This is a genomic window from Microbacterium halimionae, from assembly GCF_011761265.1.
In the GTDB taxonomy this organism is placed as follows: domain Bacteria; phylum Actinomycetota; class Actinomycetes; order Actinomycetales; family Microbacteriaceae; genus Microbacterium; species Microbacterium halimionae.
This window is the reverse complement of record NZ_JAAOZB010000001.1, coordinates 1,231,109-1,249,364: the sequence shown is the minus strand read 5'-3', so window position 1 is coordinate 1,249,364 and position 18,256 is coordinate 1,231,109. Positions and strand designations below refer to the sequence as shown.

Here is an 18,256-nt window from a genome sequence, read left to right as displayed (position 1 = left end):
TCCTCTTTCATTGCGATTGGACGGATCGTGCAGCGGATGAGACGGGGGTGGTTGGTCCCGGATGGTCGGGGGCCGCGGAATCAGTCGACGCGCGCCGGCGCGTGATCCTGATACCGGCGATACCGCGCGGCCAGACGAGAGTCACCACGATGAGCAGCACGCCGAAGACGAGCAGGGCGGCGTTGCCCGAGAGACGCTGCTCGAGCTCGCTCGGCAGGGCGAGTGCAGACGCCAGTGAGTTGATCAGCCACGGCAGCATCACGATCAGTGCGGCGCCGATGGCGGCTCCGCCGATCGAGCCGAGTCCCCCGATCACGGCGGCGACGACGAGCAACAGCGAGAAGGCGAGGGTGTAGGCGCCCGGGCTGACGGACTGCGTGACGAAGCAGAGCACACCGCCCGCGGCTCCTGCGGCGACAGCGCTGATCGCGAAGGCCGCGATCTTCACGCGGGCCGCCGGGATGCCGTTCAGGCGTGCTGCCGTCTCGTCGTCGCGAACCGCCCGCATCCGTAGCCCCAGACCACCACGACGGACGATCGCGAGCGCTGTCACGATCACAGCCGTGACGAGGATCGCGACCCACGCCTGCCACTGCTCGAGCGCGATGACACGTGCAAGCACCGGCGGAACGCCCTCGAAAGCGATCTGCAGGCCCTGGTCACCGCGGAACACTCCCGAGAAGACGGAGGTGACAGCCGGCAGTGCGACGACGAGCGCGAGGGTGACACCCGCAAGATACGGCCCCTTGAGGCGAGCCGCGGCGAGCCCGAGGAGCAGTCCGAGCACGCCGGATGCCAGGATCGCTGCGAGCATGCCGAGCAGGAAGCGAGCGATGCCGTCGATTCCGATATCCGTCACGGCGTTCGCCGTGAGCGCGTAGCCGTACCCACCCGCAGCCATGAGTGCCGCGTGCCCGAGCGAAAGCTGCCCGCTGAGTCCGGTCAGGAGGGTCAGTCCTGCAACCGCGCAAAAGTAGGCCACGATCGTGGCGAGCTGGAAATTGCGGTAGGGATCGAGCAGGAAGGTTCCGCCGATCGCAACGACGGTGAGCAGCACACCGAGGACGATGCTCCGCGGGGTGCCCGAGAGAGAGGGAGCGAGCCGGTTCATGCGCGTCTCGCTTCCCGCATCGAGAAGATGCCTCCCGGTCGGATCAGCAACACACCCACGAGCAGGATGAGGACTCCGATCGGGGCGACCGTGGCACCGAGGTATCCAGTGACGAGCGTCATCGCGACTCCGACGACGACACCTCCTACCATCGCCCCGACGGGCGAGTCGAGACCTCCCACGACGGCGACCGCGAAAGCGTAGACGAACAGCACATCAGTCGAGTGCGGATTGAGTCCCAGCTCGGTCGGCACAAGCAGCATCGCCGCCAGCGCCGCGACGGCGGCCGACAGCATCCATCCGATCGTCACCATCCGGGTGACCCGTACCCCGAGGATGCGCGAAACCTCCGGGGCGAACGCGGATGCTCGCAACTGCAGGCCGAGCGATGTGTAGCGAAAAAGCAGGGCGAGTGCCACCATCACGATGATCGCGACGGCGAGGACGAAGAGGTCGTAGGGCGAGACGAGCGGCACCCCGTTCACGATGATCGGGCTGTCATCGAATGGCGCGCGCATGGGGCGGTACTCGGCGCCGAAAAGGATGCCAAGGACCGACTGCAGCACGATCACGAGTCCGATCGCGACGATCACGCCGGCAAGCGGGTTCTCATGAGACGCGAATCGCATGGCGCCGCGCTCGACGACGAGCCCCATGAGCGCGCCGGCGATGATGCCCGCGGCGAGTCCGGCCCAGTACGACCCCGTCCCCCCGGTGACGGCGAACGCCACGTACGTCGCGACGAGCGCCATCGCCCCCTGCGCGAAGTTGATGATGCGCGCGGCCCGCCAGATGAGCACGAGCGAGAGCGCGAACAGTGCGAAAATCGCGCCGCGAGCGAGTCCGGTGGCGAACAGAAAGACGAAGCGATCCATCAGAACCCCAGGTAGGCGTGTCGGAGGGCGGAGTCGGTAGCGAGCTGGGCGGCCGGCGCGTCGGCCACGACTCGACCGAGATCGAGGACGACGCCTCGATCGGCGATCGAGAGCGCGCTCGTGACGTTCTGTTCGGCGAGCAGGACGGTGAGGCCACGACTCTCGGCGGCATCGCGCAAAGTGCCCATGAGTTGCGCGACGACGAGTGGCGCGAGTCCGAGCGATGGCTCGTCGAGGGCGAGCACGATCGGTTCGGCGATGAGCGCACGCCCCAGAGCCAGCATCTGCCGTTCGCCGCCGGACAACTGGTGCCCGTCACTTGTGCGTCGCCGAGCGAGCGGCTCGAAGAGCTCGTAGATCGCGGCCACGGCGCGGTCACGCGCTGCGCCGCGATGGCGCCACAACGCACCCAGCCGCAGGTTTTCTTCTACCGTCAACTCGGCCACCACGCTCTGGCCGTCGGGCACGAGCGCTATGCCCCGTCGAGCCCGCTGCTCTGTGCGAAGTGGTGCGAGATCGAATCCGTCGAGAAGAATGTCGCCCGATGCGGCGGGCACGAGGCCGGCCAGCGCGCGAAGCAGTGTCGTCTTTCCCGCGCCGTTGGCGCCGAGGAGTGCGACGACCTCGCCTGGACGCAGTTCGATGTCTACGCCGTGCAGCACGGGAGCGCCCCCGAACCCCACGGTCAGGCCTCGAAGAGCGAGCGCTCCGGCGGGTGTCGGCGTCGGCTGTGCGGTCGGTGCGACTGTCGCGCTCATCGTGTCGCCTTCACACCGAGGTAGGCCTCTTCGACGCGCGGATCGGTACGTACGTCCTCCGGGGCGCCTTGCGCGATCCGACGACCGAAGTCGAGCACGACGATGTCGTCGGCCAGACTCATGACGAAGTCGACGTGGTGCTCGACCAGCAACACGGAGCATCCTGCTTCGGCCACTCGCCGGATCGTCGACGCGAGATCATCGATGTCGTCAGCGCCGAGTCCGCCCGCGGGTTCGTCGAGCAGCAGAAGTCCGGGATCTGTGACCAGCGCACGTGCCAGAGCGACGCGCTTGCGATCGGGGTAGGCGAGGGCGGCGACCGGTCGATCGGCGAGGGGGTCGAGGTGGAGTGCAGCAAGCTGTTCCGCGACGAGGCGAGGGGCATCGCGACGACCCGCGACGGGGACGAGCACGTTCTCGCGAACGCTGAGCGAACCGAAGAGCCCGAGTCCTTGCAGGGTGCGCGACACACCGAGGTCGGTGAGTGCGGCCGTGCGGCGCGGTGCGAGTGCGCCGTTGATACGGACGGATCCGCTGTGTCGCACGAGGCCGCACACGGCGTTGAAGACCGTGGTCTTGCCTGCTCCGTTGGGGCCGATCAGTGCGACGACCGCGCCGGGCTGCACGGTGAAGGTGACCTCGTCGACCGCGGTGAGGCCGCCGAATGTGACGGTCAGTCGATCGATCTCGAGCCGCGGACCGAGCGGATCGTGGGGGCTGTTCTGGGAAAGCATCGGCACCTCTTCGTGTCAGATGCCCTCACTGTACATCAGAAACCGACCGGGCGGTATGTAAATGTTGCAGCCATCTTTTCGAGTGTCGCACCCATGGCGGCGAAGAGGGCGTATGCCCGTTACCGGTGCGGGATGCCGGCGATCATGCCACCATCGACCACGAACTCCGCGCCCGTGGTGAAGGCCGAGGCATCGGATGCAAGAAAGACGATGGTGGCGGCGATATCAGAGGGCTCCCCCGGCCGCCCGAGCGGGATGTCGAGATGTGCCGGATCGATGCGTTCCGTCAACTGCGTACGAATAAAGCCCGGATGCACCGAGTTGACTCGGATCCCGAATTCACCGAGTTCGACCGCCATCGATTGCGACAGCCCTCGCACGCCGAACTTGGCTGCGGTGTAGCCGTGCAGGCCCCGACTGCCGCGCATACCCTCCACGGACGAGAGGTTGATGATCGACCCCCGACCGGCGGTCTTCATGATCGGCACGACGGCACGGCATCCGAAGAACGTCCCCGTCAGATTGACAGCGATGACCGCATCCCACTTCGCCGTTGACAGATGCTCGATGGGCGCCGCGTTGGCGATGCCAGCGTTGTTGACGAGCACGTCGATCGCGCCGAAGGCGTCGAGGGATGCCGCGACCACCGCGGCCCACCCGTGCTCGTCCGTGACATCCAGCCGCGCAAAACGCACCGATGGGCCGAGCTCGTCCGCGAGCGCGGCACCTTCGACCTCGAGTACGTCGGCGACCATGACGCGCGCACCCTCAGCGTGCAGCGCGCGGACCACGGCCGCACCAATCCCCCGGGCACCGCCCGTGACCAGGCAGACGCGCCCGTCGAGGGTCATCACCCGACCTGGATGACGACGCGACCCACCGTCGCGCCCCCTGCGAGCGCGGTCAGGGCTTCCGGCGCCCGATCGAACGGCACGACGTGGTCGACGACGGGCCGGATCGAGCCGGCCTCCGCCAGACGAGTCAGACCTGCCCTGGCGTCATCCACGAGGTCCGGACGAAGGCCCGGATACATTCCCCAGTGCAACCCCACCACCGAATAATTCTTCACGAGCACGTGCCCGGCCGGGAGCTCTTGGATCGTGCCGCCCGCAAAGCCGACCACGATGATGCGACCCTCGAAAGCGATGCACCTCGTCGAGGCCACGAACGCGTCGCCACCGACCGGGTCGAAGACGACATCTGCGCCCCGCCCACCGGTAGCCGACTTGACCCCCGTGACGATGTCATCGGTGCCCCGCACCAGCACGATGTCGGCTCCGGCATCCCGCGCCACCTTCGCTTTTGCCGCCGACCCCACGACGCCGACTACGTGAGCACCCGCAGCGGCCCCCAGTTGCACGGCCGCGAGCCCCACGCCGCCGGCTGCCGCATGAACGAGCAACCATTCGCCGGACTGCAGCGCCGCGCGACGGTGGAGCGCGAACCACGCGGTCTGGTAGGCGACCGTCAACCCGGATGCCTCGACGTCCGGGAGCGACTCGGGTGCCGCCCACACATCCGACGCGGGTAGCACGGCATATTCCGAGAGCACACCGATCTTCGAGCCGAGCACACGAGCCCCGACCTCGAGCCCGTCGACACTCGAGCCGTATGCGACCACATCGCCGACGAACTCGATACCGGGCACAAAGGGCAGCGCAGGCTTGACCTGGTACTCGCCGCGGCAGAGCAACACGTCGGGAAAGTTCGCCGCGACCGCGCGGACCCGCACGAGCACCTCGCCCGCCGACGGCGTGGGCATCGGGAGCTCATCGAGCGAGAGCGCTTCGTTCGGCTCGGCGAGTCGGGTGACGCGCCAGGCGCGCATCGTGTCAGGCAGGGTCATCTTTGCTCCTGATGCTGCTCAAGAACAGATCAGTGATCTGTTCGGCGATGAGAGTCTGATCCTCCGGCCCTTCGGGCGAGTACCAGTGCGAGAGATAGTGCACGTCGCTGAAGAAATGCGCGACGATCATCACGACCGGGATGTCGTCGCGATACAGCCCGTCCGCCTGTCCACGCACGATCAGCGCCGCGAACTGGTCGTGGTAGCTCCTTCGGCGGCGCGTGACCTCTTGCTGGCGTGGCGCGCTGAGCATGTGCATGCTGCGGAAGAACACAGTTCCCGCCGAAATGTCATCGATCGAGGTCTCGAGCACGTCGACGCAGACCGCGCGTAGCACCTCGTCGGTCGCGCCGCCGCGCGCGATGATTTCATCGAGATGCGACTTCTGCAGCGACAGCAGGCGGTCGTAGATGCCGAACAGTAAGTCATCTTTCGACTCGAAGTAGTGATACATCGCGCCTTTGGTGACACCAGCGGCCGCAACGATCTGCTGAACGCTCGTGTTGGCGTAGCCCTGAGTAGCGAAAAGCTCGACAGCGGCACGGGTGACGTCGTCGGCGACGTGAGAATCTTTCATACGTTCATCCTCCCGCGAATCGGCCGCGAGCCCGAGCAGCTCACAGTTGGGGGCGGATGCTGGCGCCGCCGTCGATCGGCATTGTCTGGCCGGTGATCCAGCCGGCATCGTCGGATAGGAGGAAGGCGACGGGCCCCGCGACGTCGTCGCTCTCGCCGAGGCGCTGCAAGGGATATGCGGCGGAGGCCTCGGCTTCGTGTCCTTCGTAGAGGGCGCGAGCAAACGCCGTCTTGATCACGGCGGGTGCCACGGCGTTGACGCGAATCCGTGGGGCGAGCTCGAAGGCCAGCTGCATCGTCAGGTTGATGAGCGCTGCCTTCGAGACGCCGTAGAAGCCGATTCCGGGGCTCGCACCCAAGCCTGCGACCGACGCGATGTTCACGACAGACCGCGTCAACCCCGCAGCGACCGCCCCGCGGGTCCAGTCGAGCGCCGCGACGACGTTTACGTCGACGATCTTGCGGGTGATGTCCGCACCGGTGTCGACAATCGGTCCGTACGCGGGATTGATACCGGTGTTGTTGACGAGGTGGTCGATGCCCCCGTGCCGGTCGACAATGTGGGCGAAAACGGCCTGCTGATGTTCGGCGTCATCGGCGTGCCCAGCCACCGCCGATGCACGCTCTCCCAGCTCGCTGAGCGCGGCGTCGAGCGCGGCCTGCTTGCGGCCCGTAATGACGACCGAACCCCCCTCGGCGAGGATGCGCCGGGCGATGGCGAAGCCGATGCCCCTGCTGGCCCCGGTGATCAGGGCGACTCTGCCCTCGAATCTGCGCACTGCGACCTCGCTTCCGTTGGAAGACACAATACCGTCCAGTCGGTATGTATGTCTACCCCCACCAGATCGGGCACCGAATCGAGATGCCCCAAAGGCATCCGACGTGCGCGCCGAGCTCCGTTTCACACGCCGCCACTCGGCTGCAAACGGCGGGCGCTGTCACCCACGGTCCTCACCCGTCGTGACGGGCCTTACGAAACCAGGTGCACCCTTGAGTGTCGCAGGTCCTACTCAGAAGAGGTGGGCTCGTCGGGCGCTGTGATCTCGAAAAGCGGGGCGAGTTCTTCGCGACTGAGACGAATCCAGGGGCCCGCCGGGTTCACGAAGACACCGGTGAGTTGTTCGTTACCTCGAAGCGCCGTGGCCAGCTGTGCGGCCGTGATCGGCAGCGGTTGATCGCCACGGCCAAGTGCGAGCAGCTCGAGTGGGTGGGTGAAAACTTCAAGCGCTCGCGTGCCATCGGCGGCGCGGTATTCAGCGATACCGAACCTGCCGTCGTCGGTGCGCTTTCCGGCAAGCCACAGCGGCGCTGTACTCATCGCGCGCGCAACCTCACGTCCCGTTTCGGGCGTGCGAACTGCCGCCAGAAGCTCTTTGATCGTGATGTCATCGTCGGCCTGCTCAAGAGTGCGCTCGAGCAGTGCCCGCGGCAGCACAGCTGATGCCGGCGACGAAGCGTGGTCGACGATAAGGCCGGCGAACTCGCCACTGATTGCGTGCTTCAGCACGTTCAAGACGGGCTGTCCCACTGCTGATGTTGACGAGTTGCCGTCAGCGCGCACAGCGTCTTGAATCGCCGTTCCCCCGGAGAACGCGAGAACATACGGTTTGCCGTTGAGCTTCGCGACCGAAAGCGGCAGGTCTTTGCCCTCAGCGAGCAGCTCCTTCGCGTCGCCCTGAATGCGCAAGAACACATGCCCCTGCAACAACTGACGAGCAACATTGAGAAGCTCGGTGGGCTCAGGTGGCTTGTTGACACCACTCATAGCCTGACGCACGAGCACATTGTCGCGAAGGCCAGGAACCGACTCTGTGGGCGCCGGCGCTTCAGCATCGGGCCGCGGAAGCGCTGTTTTCGCGACGTTCTCGGGGGCCGGAGTCGGAGTCGGAGTCGGAGGTGAGGATTTGCCGTACGTCGACATCGAAATGTTGACCTGCGGCACTACTTCTTCGGGTGTGTGACTTTCAGCTCCGGCGCTGTTCGCCGTCGACTCATCGGCGATAGCCGGTTCCTCGGCGGGAGTAGCGGGCTCTTCAGACTTCTTCGGGCGGCGCGAGAACAATGCCATAGCCCCAGCGTAGCCCGTGGACCACGCGCGGGTTGATGAGCCAGCCCGGAGCGCTACAGCTTTTCGATGGGAGCGATCTTGATCAGCAGCTTCTTCGCCCCGACTGCTTCGAAACGCACGTGCGCGACACGCTTCGCACCCTCGCCTGTCACTGCATCGACGTGTCCTTCGCCGAAGTCGTCGTGACGGATGCGGTCGCCTGACGCCAATTCCATCTCACCGTTGTCCCGCACCTTGGCGGGCACACGGTTCGGAAATTTGTCGAGCGATGTCGATCGCGGCGCCAACGCCGGCGGGTTTTCGGAACGGCGCCCGCCCCATGAACCAGGCTTTCGCGCATTGAGCGCACGAGACTGCATTCCGCCGCGCGAGTTGACGTCTCCCGGAGACTGCCGCCATTCGATGAGTTCTGCGGGAATTTCTTGCAAGAAACGGCTCGGCATCGCAACTGTCACCTCGCCAAACTGTGCCCGCGTCATCGCGAGCGACAAATACAGCCGCTTGCGCGCGCGCGTGACACCCACGTAGAACAGGCGTCGCTCTTCAGAAGGGCCACCCGGCTCGTTTGCCGAAATTCGGTGCGGGATGAGGTCTTCTTCGACACCGGTGAGAAAAACGCTGTCGTACTCCAGGCCCTTCGCCGTGTGCATCGTCATGAGCGACACCGACCCCGAGGTGTCGTCAAGATCGTCTGCTGCCGCCACGAGGGCGACTTCAGTGAGGAAGTCGATGATCGTGCCCTCGGGGTTGTTTCGCGCGAATTCCCGGGTCACAGCAACGAGCTCGTCGACGTTTTCGAGTCGGGCCTCGTCTTGCGGATCACGACTCGCACGCAGAGCGTCGAGGTATCCGCTCTTGTTCAGCAGCAGGGTGAGGCCTTCGGCAACCGCGGTCGGCGGGGCAAGCTCGCCGGTAGCGGGGAGCATGAGAGCGGATGCTTCAACCAGAACTTCGTCGAGGTGAAGCAGCGCCTTTTGAATTTTGGGGCCGAAACCCATCGCCGAGGGGTTCGCGAGCGCATCGCGGAACGACATTTCGTTTTCTTCGGCGTATCGCGCGATGGCAGTTTCGGTCACATCGCCGATACCGCGCTTGGGTTTGTTGAGGATGCGCCGAATAGCCATTTCGTCGACCGGGTTGGCGATGGCGACGAGGTACGCGAGGGCGTCTTTGATTTCGGCGCGCTCGTAGAACTTCGTGCCGCCCATGATTTTGTAGGGAACGGCCGAGCGGATGAAAATCTCTTCGAGTGCACGCGACTGTGAGTTGGTGCGGTAGAACACGGCCATCTCGGAGTACGGCACGTCTTTCTTGTGCAGCACTTCGATCTCATCGGCGACGAACTGCGCCTCATCGTGCTGCGAGTAACCGGTGAAGCCAACGATCTTTTCGCCAGCACCGCTGTCGGTCCACAGCTTCTTGTCTTTGCGATCAAAGTTGTGGCCGATAACCGCATTTGCCGCCGACAGGATGTTCTGGGTCGAGCGGTAGTTCTGTTCCAGCAGCACAACCTTCGCCCCAGGAAAGTCGCGCTCGAATTCGCTGATGTTGCGGATGTCGGCGCCACGAAAGGCGTAGATCGACTGATCTGAGTCGCCGACCACGGTAAGAGCTGCGCCCACGGCCTCCGCGCCAATAGCGTCGTGCTTCGGGGCCTCGAAGATCATCATGCCGCTGTCGGCATACGGTTCCGGAGTCGCGCCGACGGGCGGCCTCGTAAGCTCATGGATCAGCGCGTACTGCGCGTGGTTGGTGTCCTGGTATTCGTCGACCAGGATGTGGCGGAACCGCCGCCGATAGACGTCTGCCACCTGCGGGAAGGCACGGAACAAATAGACGGTTTGCGCGATGAGGTCGTCGAAATCAAAGGCGTTCGCACGCTGCAGTGCGCGCTGGTAATCGCCGAAAATCTCAACGAAGATCCGCTCCGCGGGGTCGGACATGTTGGCCTGCCGCGCGTACGACTCAGCATCGGCGAGCTCGTTCTTGAGTTTCGAGATGCGGCCCTGAACGGCCGCGGGTGTGAGGCCGAAGGCATCCGCCTCATGTTCTTTCACGAGCCGCTTCAAAAGCGCGCGCGAGTCGCCCGAGTCGTAGATAGTGAAGGCACTCGTGAAGCCGAACTGCTGTGCCTCGCGGCGGAGAATTCGTACGCACGCCGAGTGGAACGTCGATATCCACATGCCACGAGAGGCTTCGCCGACGAGCTGACCAACACGCTCTCGCATCTCACCGGCTGCTTTATTGGTGAACGTGATCGCGAGGATCTGGCTGGGCCAGGCTTCGCGCGCCCGCAGGAGCGACGCGATGCGGCGCGTGAGAACGCTCGTCTTACCCGAGCCCGCACCCGCCACGATGAGCAGCGCCTGGCCGCGGTACGTCACGGCTTCGAGCTGGGGCGGATTGAGGCCCGCAAGAAGATCATCATCGGAGCGTTGTGAGGTATCCCCCACGACGAGGGGTGCGGAGGCGTCTGTCATGGCTCTTCAAGTGTAGGCGGCGGCTCCGACAGTACTGTCAGAAGAAGCCGCCGTTAGAGCAGTCGCCGTTCGGTTGCCCACGCCGTGAGTTCGTAGCGCGACGAGAGCTGCAGTTTTCGGAGCACCGCCGATACATGTGTCTCGACGGTTTTCGCAGAGATGAAGAGCTCGGTCGCCACCTCTTTATAGGCGTACCCGCGCGCGATGAGCCGCATCACCTCTTGTTCACGCGCAGACAGCCGGTCGAGTTCGTCGGAGGCCGTTGCGGTCTCGCCGCCCACGGCGCCAAACGCGTCGAGCACGAACCCGGCGAGCCGCGGCGAGAATACGGCGTCGCCTCCCGCCACGGCGAGCGCGGCCTGACTGACTTCGATGCCGGACGAACCTTTCGTGATGTAACCACGAGCGCCGGCGCGAATGACCCGCACAACGTCTTCGGCGGCATCCGACACGCTCAATGCAAGAAACCGCGTGTTCGGCGCCTGCGGCAACGCAGCGCGGAGGACTGCTTCGCCCCCGGTGGCTACGGTCTCGGCGCCAGCAGAACCAGGCAGATGCACGTCGAGCAGCACCACGTCAGGCTGAGTCTCGACGATCACCGCGATGGCAGAAGCAACATCCGCGGCATCGCCCACGACGTCAACTTTGGCGTCGAGGTCGGCCCGCAACCCCGACCTAAAGATCGAATGATCGTCAACGATGACAACTCGGATGCCACTCATGACGCTGCCTCTGCAGAAGTATTGACGTTGTTCATCAGGCGCAAATGTACATCTACCCCCACGCCGCCGCTGCCGGGTCGCACCGTCGCGGTGCCCCCGATGCGGCGAATTCGACCGAGGATCGATTGCCGCACGCCCAAACGGTCGTCGGGCACAGCTTCAAGGTCAAACCCCGGGCCGCGGTCGCGCACAAACACCTCGACGTAGTCAGAAGTGCCTTCGATGTAGACCGACACCTCGCCACCGGCGTGGCGCGCAGCGTTGAGCATCGCTTCCCTCGCCGCCGCGGCGAGTTCTCCGCTGGCTCGCTCGGCCGAGGCCCCCGTCGAGACGACATCGATGCGCACGGCAAAGTCGAGTTCGAGCGCCGCTGCATAGTCGCGGAGGTCTGTTGGCAAGTCGCTGTCGGCGGGAGCGTCGCCGTCGTAGAGCCACGCACGCAGCTCTCGCTCTTGCGCACGGGCGAGGCGCGCAGCTTCACTCGATGCGCCAGCACGGTTCTGAATGAGCGCGAGGGTCTGCAGCACTGAATCGTGAAGATGGGCTGCCATTTCGCTGCGCTGTTCTTCGCGGATGCGCTTGACTCGCTCGCCCGAGAGCTGCCGGATCTTCTCGATGAACACCGAAGAATAGACGAGCACAACACCCGCGAGAGCGACGAGCGCACCCGTGAACGCGTATAGACCGCCCTGCCGGAGCAGCGCCCCTTCAATAAGAAAAAGTACCGCGAGTATCGCGGTGACCGTAAGCCGGACGGACAGCACGTGCTTCGGGCCGCGTGCGGTATCGGCGCCGTCGATAAACGTCGCCCAGAGGCCGGCGGCGACAGCGAACGCCGCCGTTGCCACTAAGAAGAGGTTCCAGTTCGAAGTGTCCGCGAAGACGACACCTCGAGAGCTCCAGGTAAGCGCCCAGACGACCAATGCGAGCAGCCCGACTGCTGCGACGCTGGCAAAGATCCATGCCACCGGAGCTTTGCGGGATGGCGAAGCCGACATTGTCTCGTCCCACCTTGTGAACGCCCAGATCCAGACGTAAAGCAAGATGCCTGCGCCCGACACGAGCGCGAGTGCGACAAAGAGCATGCGCGTCCACGCGACGCTCCACCCGAGGTGGGCCGCGAGACCCTCGCACGTGCCGGATATCAGACACTCTCGCGGGCGCCGCAGGGGTGGCCGCGAGATCGGGACAGCTGTGGACATGTCGCCATCCAATCACTCGACACCGGTATCAGGGGTGCTCGCGCTCGCACTTCAGGGTGCGATCAGGGAATCCCCCCATAGCTGGAACCACCGAGCGGTTGGGAGGATCGAACCATGACCGACACGAGTACACCTCCGCCCCCACCCGCGCCGGAACCGCCGCGCCCCGCGTCAAGCGCCCCGCGCAGCGAGCGTTTCTTTTCTTGGGTGAGCGGTTTCGGTATCGCTCGCGCCGACGGTTGGCTCGGCGGGGTCTGCGCCGGGATCGCTGCCCGTATCGGCATCGACCCCGCGATCGTCCGGGCAATCGTCGTTGTCACAGCAATATTCGGCTTCCCCATGCTCGTGCTGTACGCCATCGCTTGGGCCCTCATCCCTGACGCGAACGGCACTATTCACCTGCGGGAGTTGATGCGCGGCGGTTTCGACCCAGCGATGGTGGGCATCGGCATCCTCACCGTCGTCGGACTCATCGCGATCTTTCCGTGGTTCGCCATCGTGTTCACGGGTTCGCCTCCGTACTTCCTCGACTCCTCTCCGCTACGCGCACTCGGCACACTTGCCAGCCTTGTCGTGCTCGGCGCCATCGTGTACTTCATCGTTCGCGGATCGCGACGCTCGCGGTCACGTTCCCGGCAGACCAGAGAAACACTCGAGACGAATGTTGCGCCAGCATCCGATGCGTCGGCGCCCGCCGCGCCCACCGAACCGCCCGCGCCCGCAACCGAATCGGCTGATGAGCTCGCCGCGTGGCGCGCACAACACGAACAGTGGCGTGTGCAGCACGATCAGTGGCGACACGATCAGGCAGACGCCGAACAGCGTGCCCGCGCAGAAGCGCGAAGTGAGCGAGAAGCAACCGCCGCAGCTTTCGCAGCAGAAGCAAATGAGCGTCGGCGAATACAGCGGCTCGAAAACCCGCGCACGAGTGGCACGTTCATCGTCGTCGTGACCGGCGGGGCACTCGTCATCGGAGCCCTCGTCTCACTGTGGTCGGCCGTAGTAGACCCGGCCGGGCGCGATCTAGTGGCAGCGTTCGGGTGCTTCACGGCGGGGCTCGTACTGGCCACGTCGATGGTCGTGGCAGGCGCGCTGCGCCGACGCAGCGACTTTCTCGCGTTCTTGACAGTCGTGATGCTTTTCTTGGGCACAATTGCAACCATTGCGCCCGTCACTATTTCCGAGGTCAATGCTCGCAATCAGTACATCGACAACACCATGGGCCCGTGGACGGCTTCACAAGACAACGGAAACATGTCGATTTACGTTTCGGCTGCTGGCACCCGCCCCACCCCCATCGAGGTCACCAAACGCGAGGGCAGCACAACTATCGCGGTGCAGGAGGGTGTCGAGCTCGATCTCGACATGATGCTTGGTGACGACGTTGTGCTCTCCGGAGACGTGGTCGACTACGCAACTGGAGAAAACAGGGCGATCTATTTCACCGTGGACAGCACAAGTGTCGACGGAGCGCAGAAAATCGACCGCACCTTCGCCTTCGCTGACACTGCGGTACAGACCACTCAAGCACTCACCCTCGCGCAGGAAAGCGGAAGCGTGCGGATCACTTTCACCACTGACAAGGGCGTCCCCCTCACCGACACAACCGTGACCGGCTCGTCCCCGACAGACACCACCACTCCAACATCCGAGGTAGCACCGTGACCACGACAGACCGTATCGACTTCACTACTCTCCCGACACCGGCAGTCCCCCGCGTTCGGTGGGCCGGCATCATCTGGGGACTCTTCTTCATGGCGTTCTCTGCCGCCGCGCTCTGGGCGCTTACGCTCCTGATAGATCCCGCGATGCGCACCAATATCGTCGACTGGACCATCACCATTGATCCGCTCGTAGCCACAGCCATCGTCATTCTCGGCATCGGCACGCTCATGTTCGTTGCCGGTCTCGCGGGGTCGCTCCGGCGCGTGCAGCTCGGGCGTGTAGAGCACGGTCGCCGCGTGAGCTGATCCGCACGCCGCGATCTCCGCGCTTAATAAGCGGAGGTCGATCCGGGAACTGTCCGCATCGGGGTGTGACGTCATCCAAGGTCACACCCCGTCACATTCTGATACACAGCGCGATGTTCCTCGACACGGGCTGCGCGCTCAGTTAGCGTGGGGTTATCGCGGCGATCCGGGCGGTCCCGGGCTCTGGTTCATATCCGGCAGCGTTGCGGGTTCGACTCCCGCCGTCGCGTCCACTTTCATTCGACGCCACTCGTCGACCTACCCCGGGCTGCCTACCTCAGGGCGGCCTACCCCACGCAGCCCCCCCGTCGCATCCGCCCGAAAAAGCGCCGCGGGCCATCACCTGCCACTCGACGAGGTTTCGCCTTCACCCCGCTCCTCTGCACGAACTCAGGCAAAAACACGTCGTTTCACCCGGAATCTGCTCCAGCAGCCCTGTTTTGCCTGCGTTAGTGCAGGCAAAACAGGGCTGCTCTGGTCGGGCATGTCGGGTTGGGTCCGTCCGCACCTTCCGCGGGCGCCCCAGTGTCCCGGCGTCGCGCTTCGCACCACCGTCCTACACGAACTCAGGCAGAACCGGGGCTGGAACGCCGCAGCGCAGCATCACACATGGATACTGCCTGCGTTAGTGCCGGGTAGCGCGTGATACTTCCCGAGTGAACGCTGCCGGTGCGCTGCCGAGGCACCCCCAGCACGGCGTAACGGCGCGGCCCACCGGCGGCGCGCTACGCGATGCGGGTGCCAGGGGGTAGACGTCGTGCGGGAGTACGGGTGCGGGAGTACGCGCCGAACAACAGCGCGGCCGCAAGAACGACCTGCAGCGCCATCCCGACGAACCAGCTGGGCACCGTGCTGTCGATCACCTCGCGGTGGTCAGGCCCTTGCCACTGTGACGAACTCGGGTTGCAATCGTCGTACTTGACGTTGAGGTCGGGCGGAATCTGGGCGCTCCGCAGACCGTACTTGATCTGCCCGAACACATCATCGGGGTAGCCACTCGGGTCGTAAGAGGTCGGCGTCGCGTCGGCGAGGATGACGAACGGGTTCGCCGCCAACGTCCACCACACGTAGTCAAAGCGCGGTGTCTCGTAGGTCGATGTCTCCCATGATCCACACTCCAGCGTGCCCGATCCCGACTCTTCGTACATGCCGTATCGGTATTCCGAGGTGACAGTGGAACGGATGCTGGCGCCCGCTAACCCGAAGATGATCAGCGTGCCGATGGTCAGCGCCGCCACAACCAAGTAGGTCGACGTCACCGAAAAGAGGGGCTTGGCGATCAGCCCGCTGAGTCCGACACCGATCGCGGATACGATGCCGATCTCGAAGATCAGCACGAGAAGCGAAACGATTACCGTGGGGATGTTCACTCCACCTGCGGTCATCGCGATGAGCAGAAACGGCACCGCGACGACGACGAACGCCAGCCCCGTTATCCACGCCGCGAGAAACTTCGCGATGATGATTTCGCCCGTCGTGGCAAGCGTGATCTGCACGGGCGCAAGCGTTGCGGCCTCCCGATCACCGTTGATCGCGTTGCCACTGAGAGTCGGTGAGACGAGCACGACGAGCAGCAGCACGATGTAGACGATCGCTGAGTAAATGCCAGGACCGGAATAGTTCTGCATGCCGAACACGAGGAACGACAGCACTGTCACAACGATGAGCACGGCGGCGAAGACACCGAGCAGCACGTACCAGGCGACGCTCCGCATGCGCTGCGTGAGCTCGAGACCTATCAAGGTCCGAAGGCGAGCCGCGTTCATCGTGCACCTCCATTTGCTGCTCCGAGGAAGGTGTGTTCGAGGTCTCCGGTGGCTGCCGCGAATTCTGCGACCGGGAGCCCCGCCTCGATGAGGGTTCGGAGCGCCGCCGCGGCTTCGACGTCGGTGTCGAACGCGAGCAGGATGTCACGGCGGTCTGTGGTGACGGCATCAGCATCAATCGAGAGAGCTTCGGCAGTGCGCGCACGGGCCTCGGATTGATCGAGGCCAGCGAGCCTCAGCCGCCACGGACGCGACCTCCGCTGTGCGAGAGCGACGTCATCGGCGGCCATCGTCGCACCGGCGACCATGAAGACCGCGTCGTCAACGACTTCTTCAAGTTCACTCAGCACGTGACTTGAGATCAGGATGCAGCGGCCTTCTGCTGCAAGCTCACGCAACAGCAGTCGGAGGTCCACCCGCGCTTGGGGGTCTAGGCCGGAGGCTGGCTCATCGAGCAGCAGGACGCGCGGGTTGTGCACGAGCGCACGGGCCAATCCGAGGCGCTGCTTTTGTCCGCGCGAGAGCACGCGTGCCGGGCGGTCTGCAAGATCATCGAGACCTACGCGGTGAAGCAGCTCCGCGGTGCGCGCGTTTGCTGCGGGGCTTGGCATGCCGTAAAGCCGTCCGGTCACACGCACAATTTCGCGTGGCGTGAGCGATCCCCAGGCCCCGAGTGCGTCGGGCATCCAGCCGAGGGATCCTCGGGCGGCCTGCGGATCGTCGAGCGGGTTGACGCCATCGATCCAGATTTCACCCTCGTCGGGTGCGAGGAGCGAAGCGAGCATGAGAAGTAGCGTCGTCTTGCCCGCACCGTTCGGGCCCACGAGTCCAGTGATGCGTCCGAAGTCGGCCTGGAGTGTTGCGCCATTGACGGCAGTTATGCTTCCGAATGAGCGGCGGACATCTTGAACGACAATGCCGGGTGAAGCCATGGTTCCCACCCTATGGGTCCGCTGGTATGCGCGAAAGGTTTTTCTCGCAGCTGAGGCTCACCGGCGCCGCGGTGCTTCTGGCGTAAAGAATGACACCGCGAGATCAGGGTGGTCAGCGAAAATTCCGTCGAGCTCTGCGTCGCGAAGCACAGCCCATTCGGCCTGCCAATGACCGTGTGTGGCAGCATCCGCGCCGTCGCGATATTGCCGTAGCAAGAACGCATTCTCGGGGCGGCATGTCCAGGTGAACACCTTCAGGCCGCGCTCGTGCGCGCGCGAAACGACGGGCGCGGGACCGGTGGCGTGCCCCAAAACGTCGGGTGCGAGAATCAAGCGTTTGTTGAGGCTGATGCCATCTACCTCGTGCGCGAGTCGATCGAGCCCCGCTTCGCTGAGGGCAGCGGAGTATTTCTCGGCCTTCGCACCGAGACTCGCCAAGAGGTCGAAAGGTGTGCCTTTCGCTTCGATGAGATAAACGTAGGTCGCCGGCACACCAGTGCGTTTCAACTCTGAAAGCACGCTTTGCTCGAACGACTCGATGACGAGCCCCCGCGCTCCCCCGGCCCACCCCGCGGCGCGGAGTTCAGCCGAGACGAGGTCGGCCATATTCCATCCGAGAGATGCGAAGTACGTGGCGTGTTTGATTTCGACGACGACGCCAACCTCGCGTCCGACGCGAGCGGATGCCGCATCCACCAGCGCGAGCAGTTCGCCGAGGCGCAGCATGGGTTGCTGCCGGTCGAACTGCGCGCTGCCGGGGCGGAGCTCGGGCAGGCGCTCGCGAGCACCCAGAAGCGACAGTTCGTCCCACGTGAAGTCTTCGGTAAACCACCCGGATATTTCTTCTCCGTCGATCACCTTGGTTGTGCGTCGATCGAGAAACTCGGAGTGCTCGGCAACGTCGGTTGTGGTGGATATCTCATTCTCGTGGCGGACCACGAGCACGCCATCGCGCGACACCACAACGTCGGGCTCAACAGCGCCGACACCCAGATCTATCGCAAGTTCGTACGACGCCCGCGTGTGCTCGGGACGATACCCCGGCGCTCCTCGATGTCCGATGATGAGTGGAGAGGTATGCGGCACGGTCTCAGGCTAGCCGCGAGTGCTGTCTGGAGGCTGCCGACAGCGTCTCTTCCACGCGCGCTCTAAGAGCACTCACAGGCCTATTCGGTTGCTGTGTCCGTCGTGTTCGATATCGTTGATCTACAGCACC

At 64.6% G+C, this 18,256-nt stretch carries 17 protein-coding genes and 1 tRNA gene; 3 read left to right on the top strand and 15 right to left on the bottom strand.

The features are described from left to right. Positions 1–7: 7 nt before the first annotated feature. The 12 genes from FHS06_RS05760 to FHS06_RS05705 form a co-directional block, all read right to left on the bottom strand. Complete coding sequence (locus FHS06_RS05760) at positions 8–1,111, bottom strand: branched-chain amino acid ABC transporter permease (protein WP_167046601.1); 1,104 nt, start codon at positions 1,109–1,111, stop codon at positions 8–10. After that, positions 1,108–1,986, bottom strand: coding sequence for a branched-chain amino acid ABC transporter permease (locus FHS06_RS05755; protein WP_167046598.1), 879 nt, complete (start codon positions 1,984–1,986; stop codon positions 1,108–1,110). The genes FHS06_RS05760 and FHS06_RS05755 overlap by 4 nt, the downstream gene beginning before the upstream one ends. Continuing rightward, a complete protein-coding gene (locus FHS06_RS05750; protein WP_167046595.1) occupies positions 1,986–2,744 on the bottom strand; it encodes an ABC transporter ATP-binding protein in 759 nt (252 codons plus the stop codon). The genes FHS06_RS05755 and FHS06_RS05750 overlap by 1 nt, the downstream gene beginning before the upstream one ends. Beyond that, positions 2,741–3,478 carry an ABC transporter ATP-binding protein gene (locus FHS06_RS05745; protein WP_167046592.1) on the bottom strand — a complete coding sequence of 246 codons (738 nt, stop codon included), beginning with the start codon at positions 3,476–3,478 and terminating at the stop codon, positions 2,741–2,743. The genes FHS06_RS05750 and FHS06_RS05745 overlap by 4 nt, the downstream gene beginning before the upstream one ends. A 119-nt stretch (positions 3,479–3,597) precedes the next feature. Continuing rightward, on the bottom strand, positions 3,598–4,329 hold the full coding sequence (locus FHS06_RS05740) for a glucose 1-dehydrogenase (protein WP_167048008.1): 732 nt from the start codon (positions 4,327–4,329) through the stop codon (positions 3,598–3,600). Next, a complete protein-coding gene (locus FHS06_RS05735) occupies positions 4,329–5,324 on the bottom strand; it encodes an NADPH:quinone oxidoreductase family protein (RefSeq protein WP_243845260.1) in 996 nt (331 codons plus the stop codon). The genes FHS06_RS05740 and FHS06_RS05735 overlap by 1 nt, the downstream gene beginning before the upstream one ends. Next, positions 5,311–5,901: a TetR/AcrR family transcriptional regulator gene (locus tag FHS06_RS05730; RefSeq protein ID WP_167046589.1), complete on the bottom strand. Its 591-nt coding sequence runs from the start codon at positions 5,899–5,901 to the stop codon at positions 5,311–5,313. Before FHS06_RS05730 ends, FHS06_RS05735 begins: the two co-directional genes overlap by 14 nt. A gap of 40 nt (positions 5,902–5,941) precedes the next feature. After that, complete coding sequence (locus FHS06_RS05725; RefSeq protein ID WP_341779615.1) at positions 5,942–6,706, bottom strand: SDR family oxidoreductase; 765 nt, start codon at positions 6,704–6,706, stop codon at positions 5,942–5,944. 200 nt (positions 6,707–6,906) lie between these two features. Next, positions 6,907–7,968: an SseB family protein gene (locus tag FHS06_RS05720; RefSeq protein WP_167046586.1), complete on the bottom strand. Its 1,062-nt coding sequence runs from the start codon at positions 7,966–7,968 to the stop codon at positions 6,907–6,909. 53 nt (positions 7,969–8,021) lie between these two features. Further along, complete coding sequence (locus FHS06_RS05715) at positions 8,022–10,448, bottom strand: ATP-dependent helicase (RefSeq protein ID WP_167046585.1); 2,427 nt, start codon at positions 10,446–10,448, stop codon at positions 8,022–8,024. Positions 10,449–10,501: 53 nt separating this feature from the next. Continuing rightward, positions 10,502–11,170, bottom strand: coding sequence for a LuxR C-terminal-related transcriptional regulator (locus FHS06_RS05710; RefSeq protein WP_167046582.1), 669 nt, complete (start codon positions 11,168–11,170; stop codon positions 10,502–10,504). Further along, positions 11,167–12,372 (bottom strand): ATP-binding protein, encoded by a 1,206-nt coding sequence (locus FHS06_RS05705; protein ID WP_167046579.1) that lies wholly within the window; start codon positions 12,370–12,372, stop codon positions 11,167–11,169. Before FHS06_RS05705 ends, FHS06_RS05710 begins: the two co-directional genes overlap by 4 nt. 114 nt (positions 12,373–12,486) lie before the next feature. Here FHS06_RS05705 and FHS06_RS05700 point away from each other — a divergent pair, with 114 nt between their 5' ends. The 3 genes from FHS06_RS05700 (at position 12,487) to FHS06_RS05690 (ending at position 14,575) form a co-directional block, all read left to right on the top strand. Continuing rightward, positions 12,487–14,037, top strand: a complete 1,551-nt coding sequence (locus tag FHS06_RS05700) for a PspC domain-containing protein (RefSeq protein WP_167046576.1) — start codon at positions 12,487–12,489, stop codon at positions 14,035–14,037. Next, positions 14,034–14,342: a hypothetical protein gene (locus FHS06_RS05695; protein WP_167046573.1), complete on the top strand. Its 309-nt coding sequence runs from the start codon at positions 14,034–14,036 to the stop codon at positions 14,340–14,342. The genes FHS06_RS05700 and FHS06_RS05695 overlap by 4 nt, the downstream gene beginning before the upstream one ends. Before the next feature lie 157 nt (positions 14,343–14,499). Next, a tRNA-Met gene (locus tag FHS06_RS05690) sits at positions 14,500–14,575 on the top strand. A gap of 492 nt (positions 14,576–15,067) precedes the next feature. Here FHS06_RS05690 and FHS06_RS05685 read toward each other — a convergent pair. From FHS06_RS05685 to FHS06_RS05675, 3 genes are read right to left on the bottom strand one after another with little or no spacing between them, the layout of a single operon-like run. Then, positions 15,068–16,108, bottom strand: a complete 1,041-nt coding sequence (locus tag FHS06_RS05685; protein WP_167046570.1) for an ABC transporter permease — start codon at positions 16,106–16,108, stop codon at positions 15,068–15,070. Beyond that, the gene (locus FHS06_RS05680) at positions 16,105–17,040 is read right to left on the bottom strand and encodes an ABC transporter ATP-binding protein (RefSeq protein WP_167046567.1); all 936 of its coding nucleotides are present in this window, start codon (positions 17,038–17,040) and stop codon (positions 16,105–16,107) included. Before FHS06_RS05680 ends, FHS06_RS05685 begins: the two co-directional genes overlap by 4 nt. A gap of 57 nt (positions 17,041–17,097) precedes the next feature. After that, positions 17,098–18,126, bottom strand: a complete 1,029-nt coding sequence (locus FHS06_RS05675) for a glycerophosphodiester phosphodiesterase family protein (protein WP_167046564.1) — start codon at positions 18,124–18,126, stop codon at positions 17,098–17,100. Positions 18,127–18,256 lie beyond the last annotated feature (130 nt).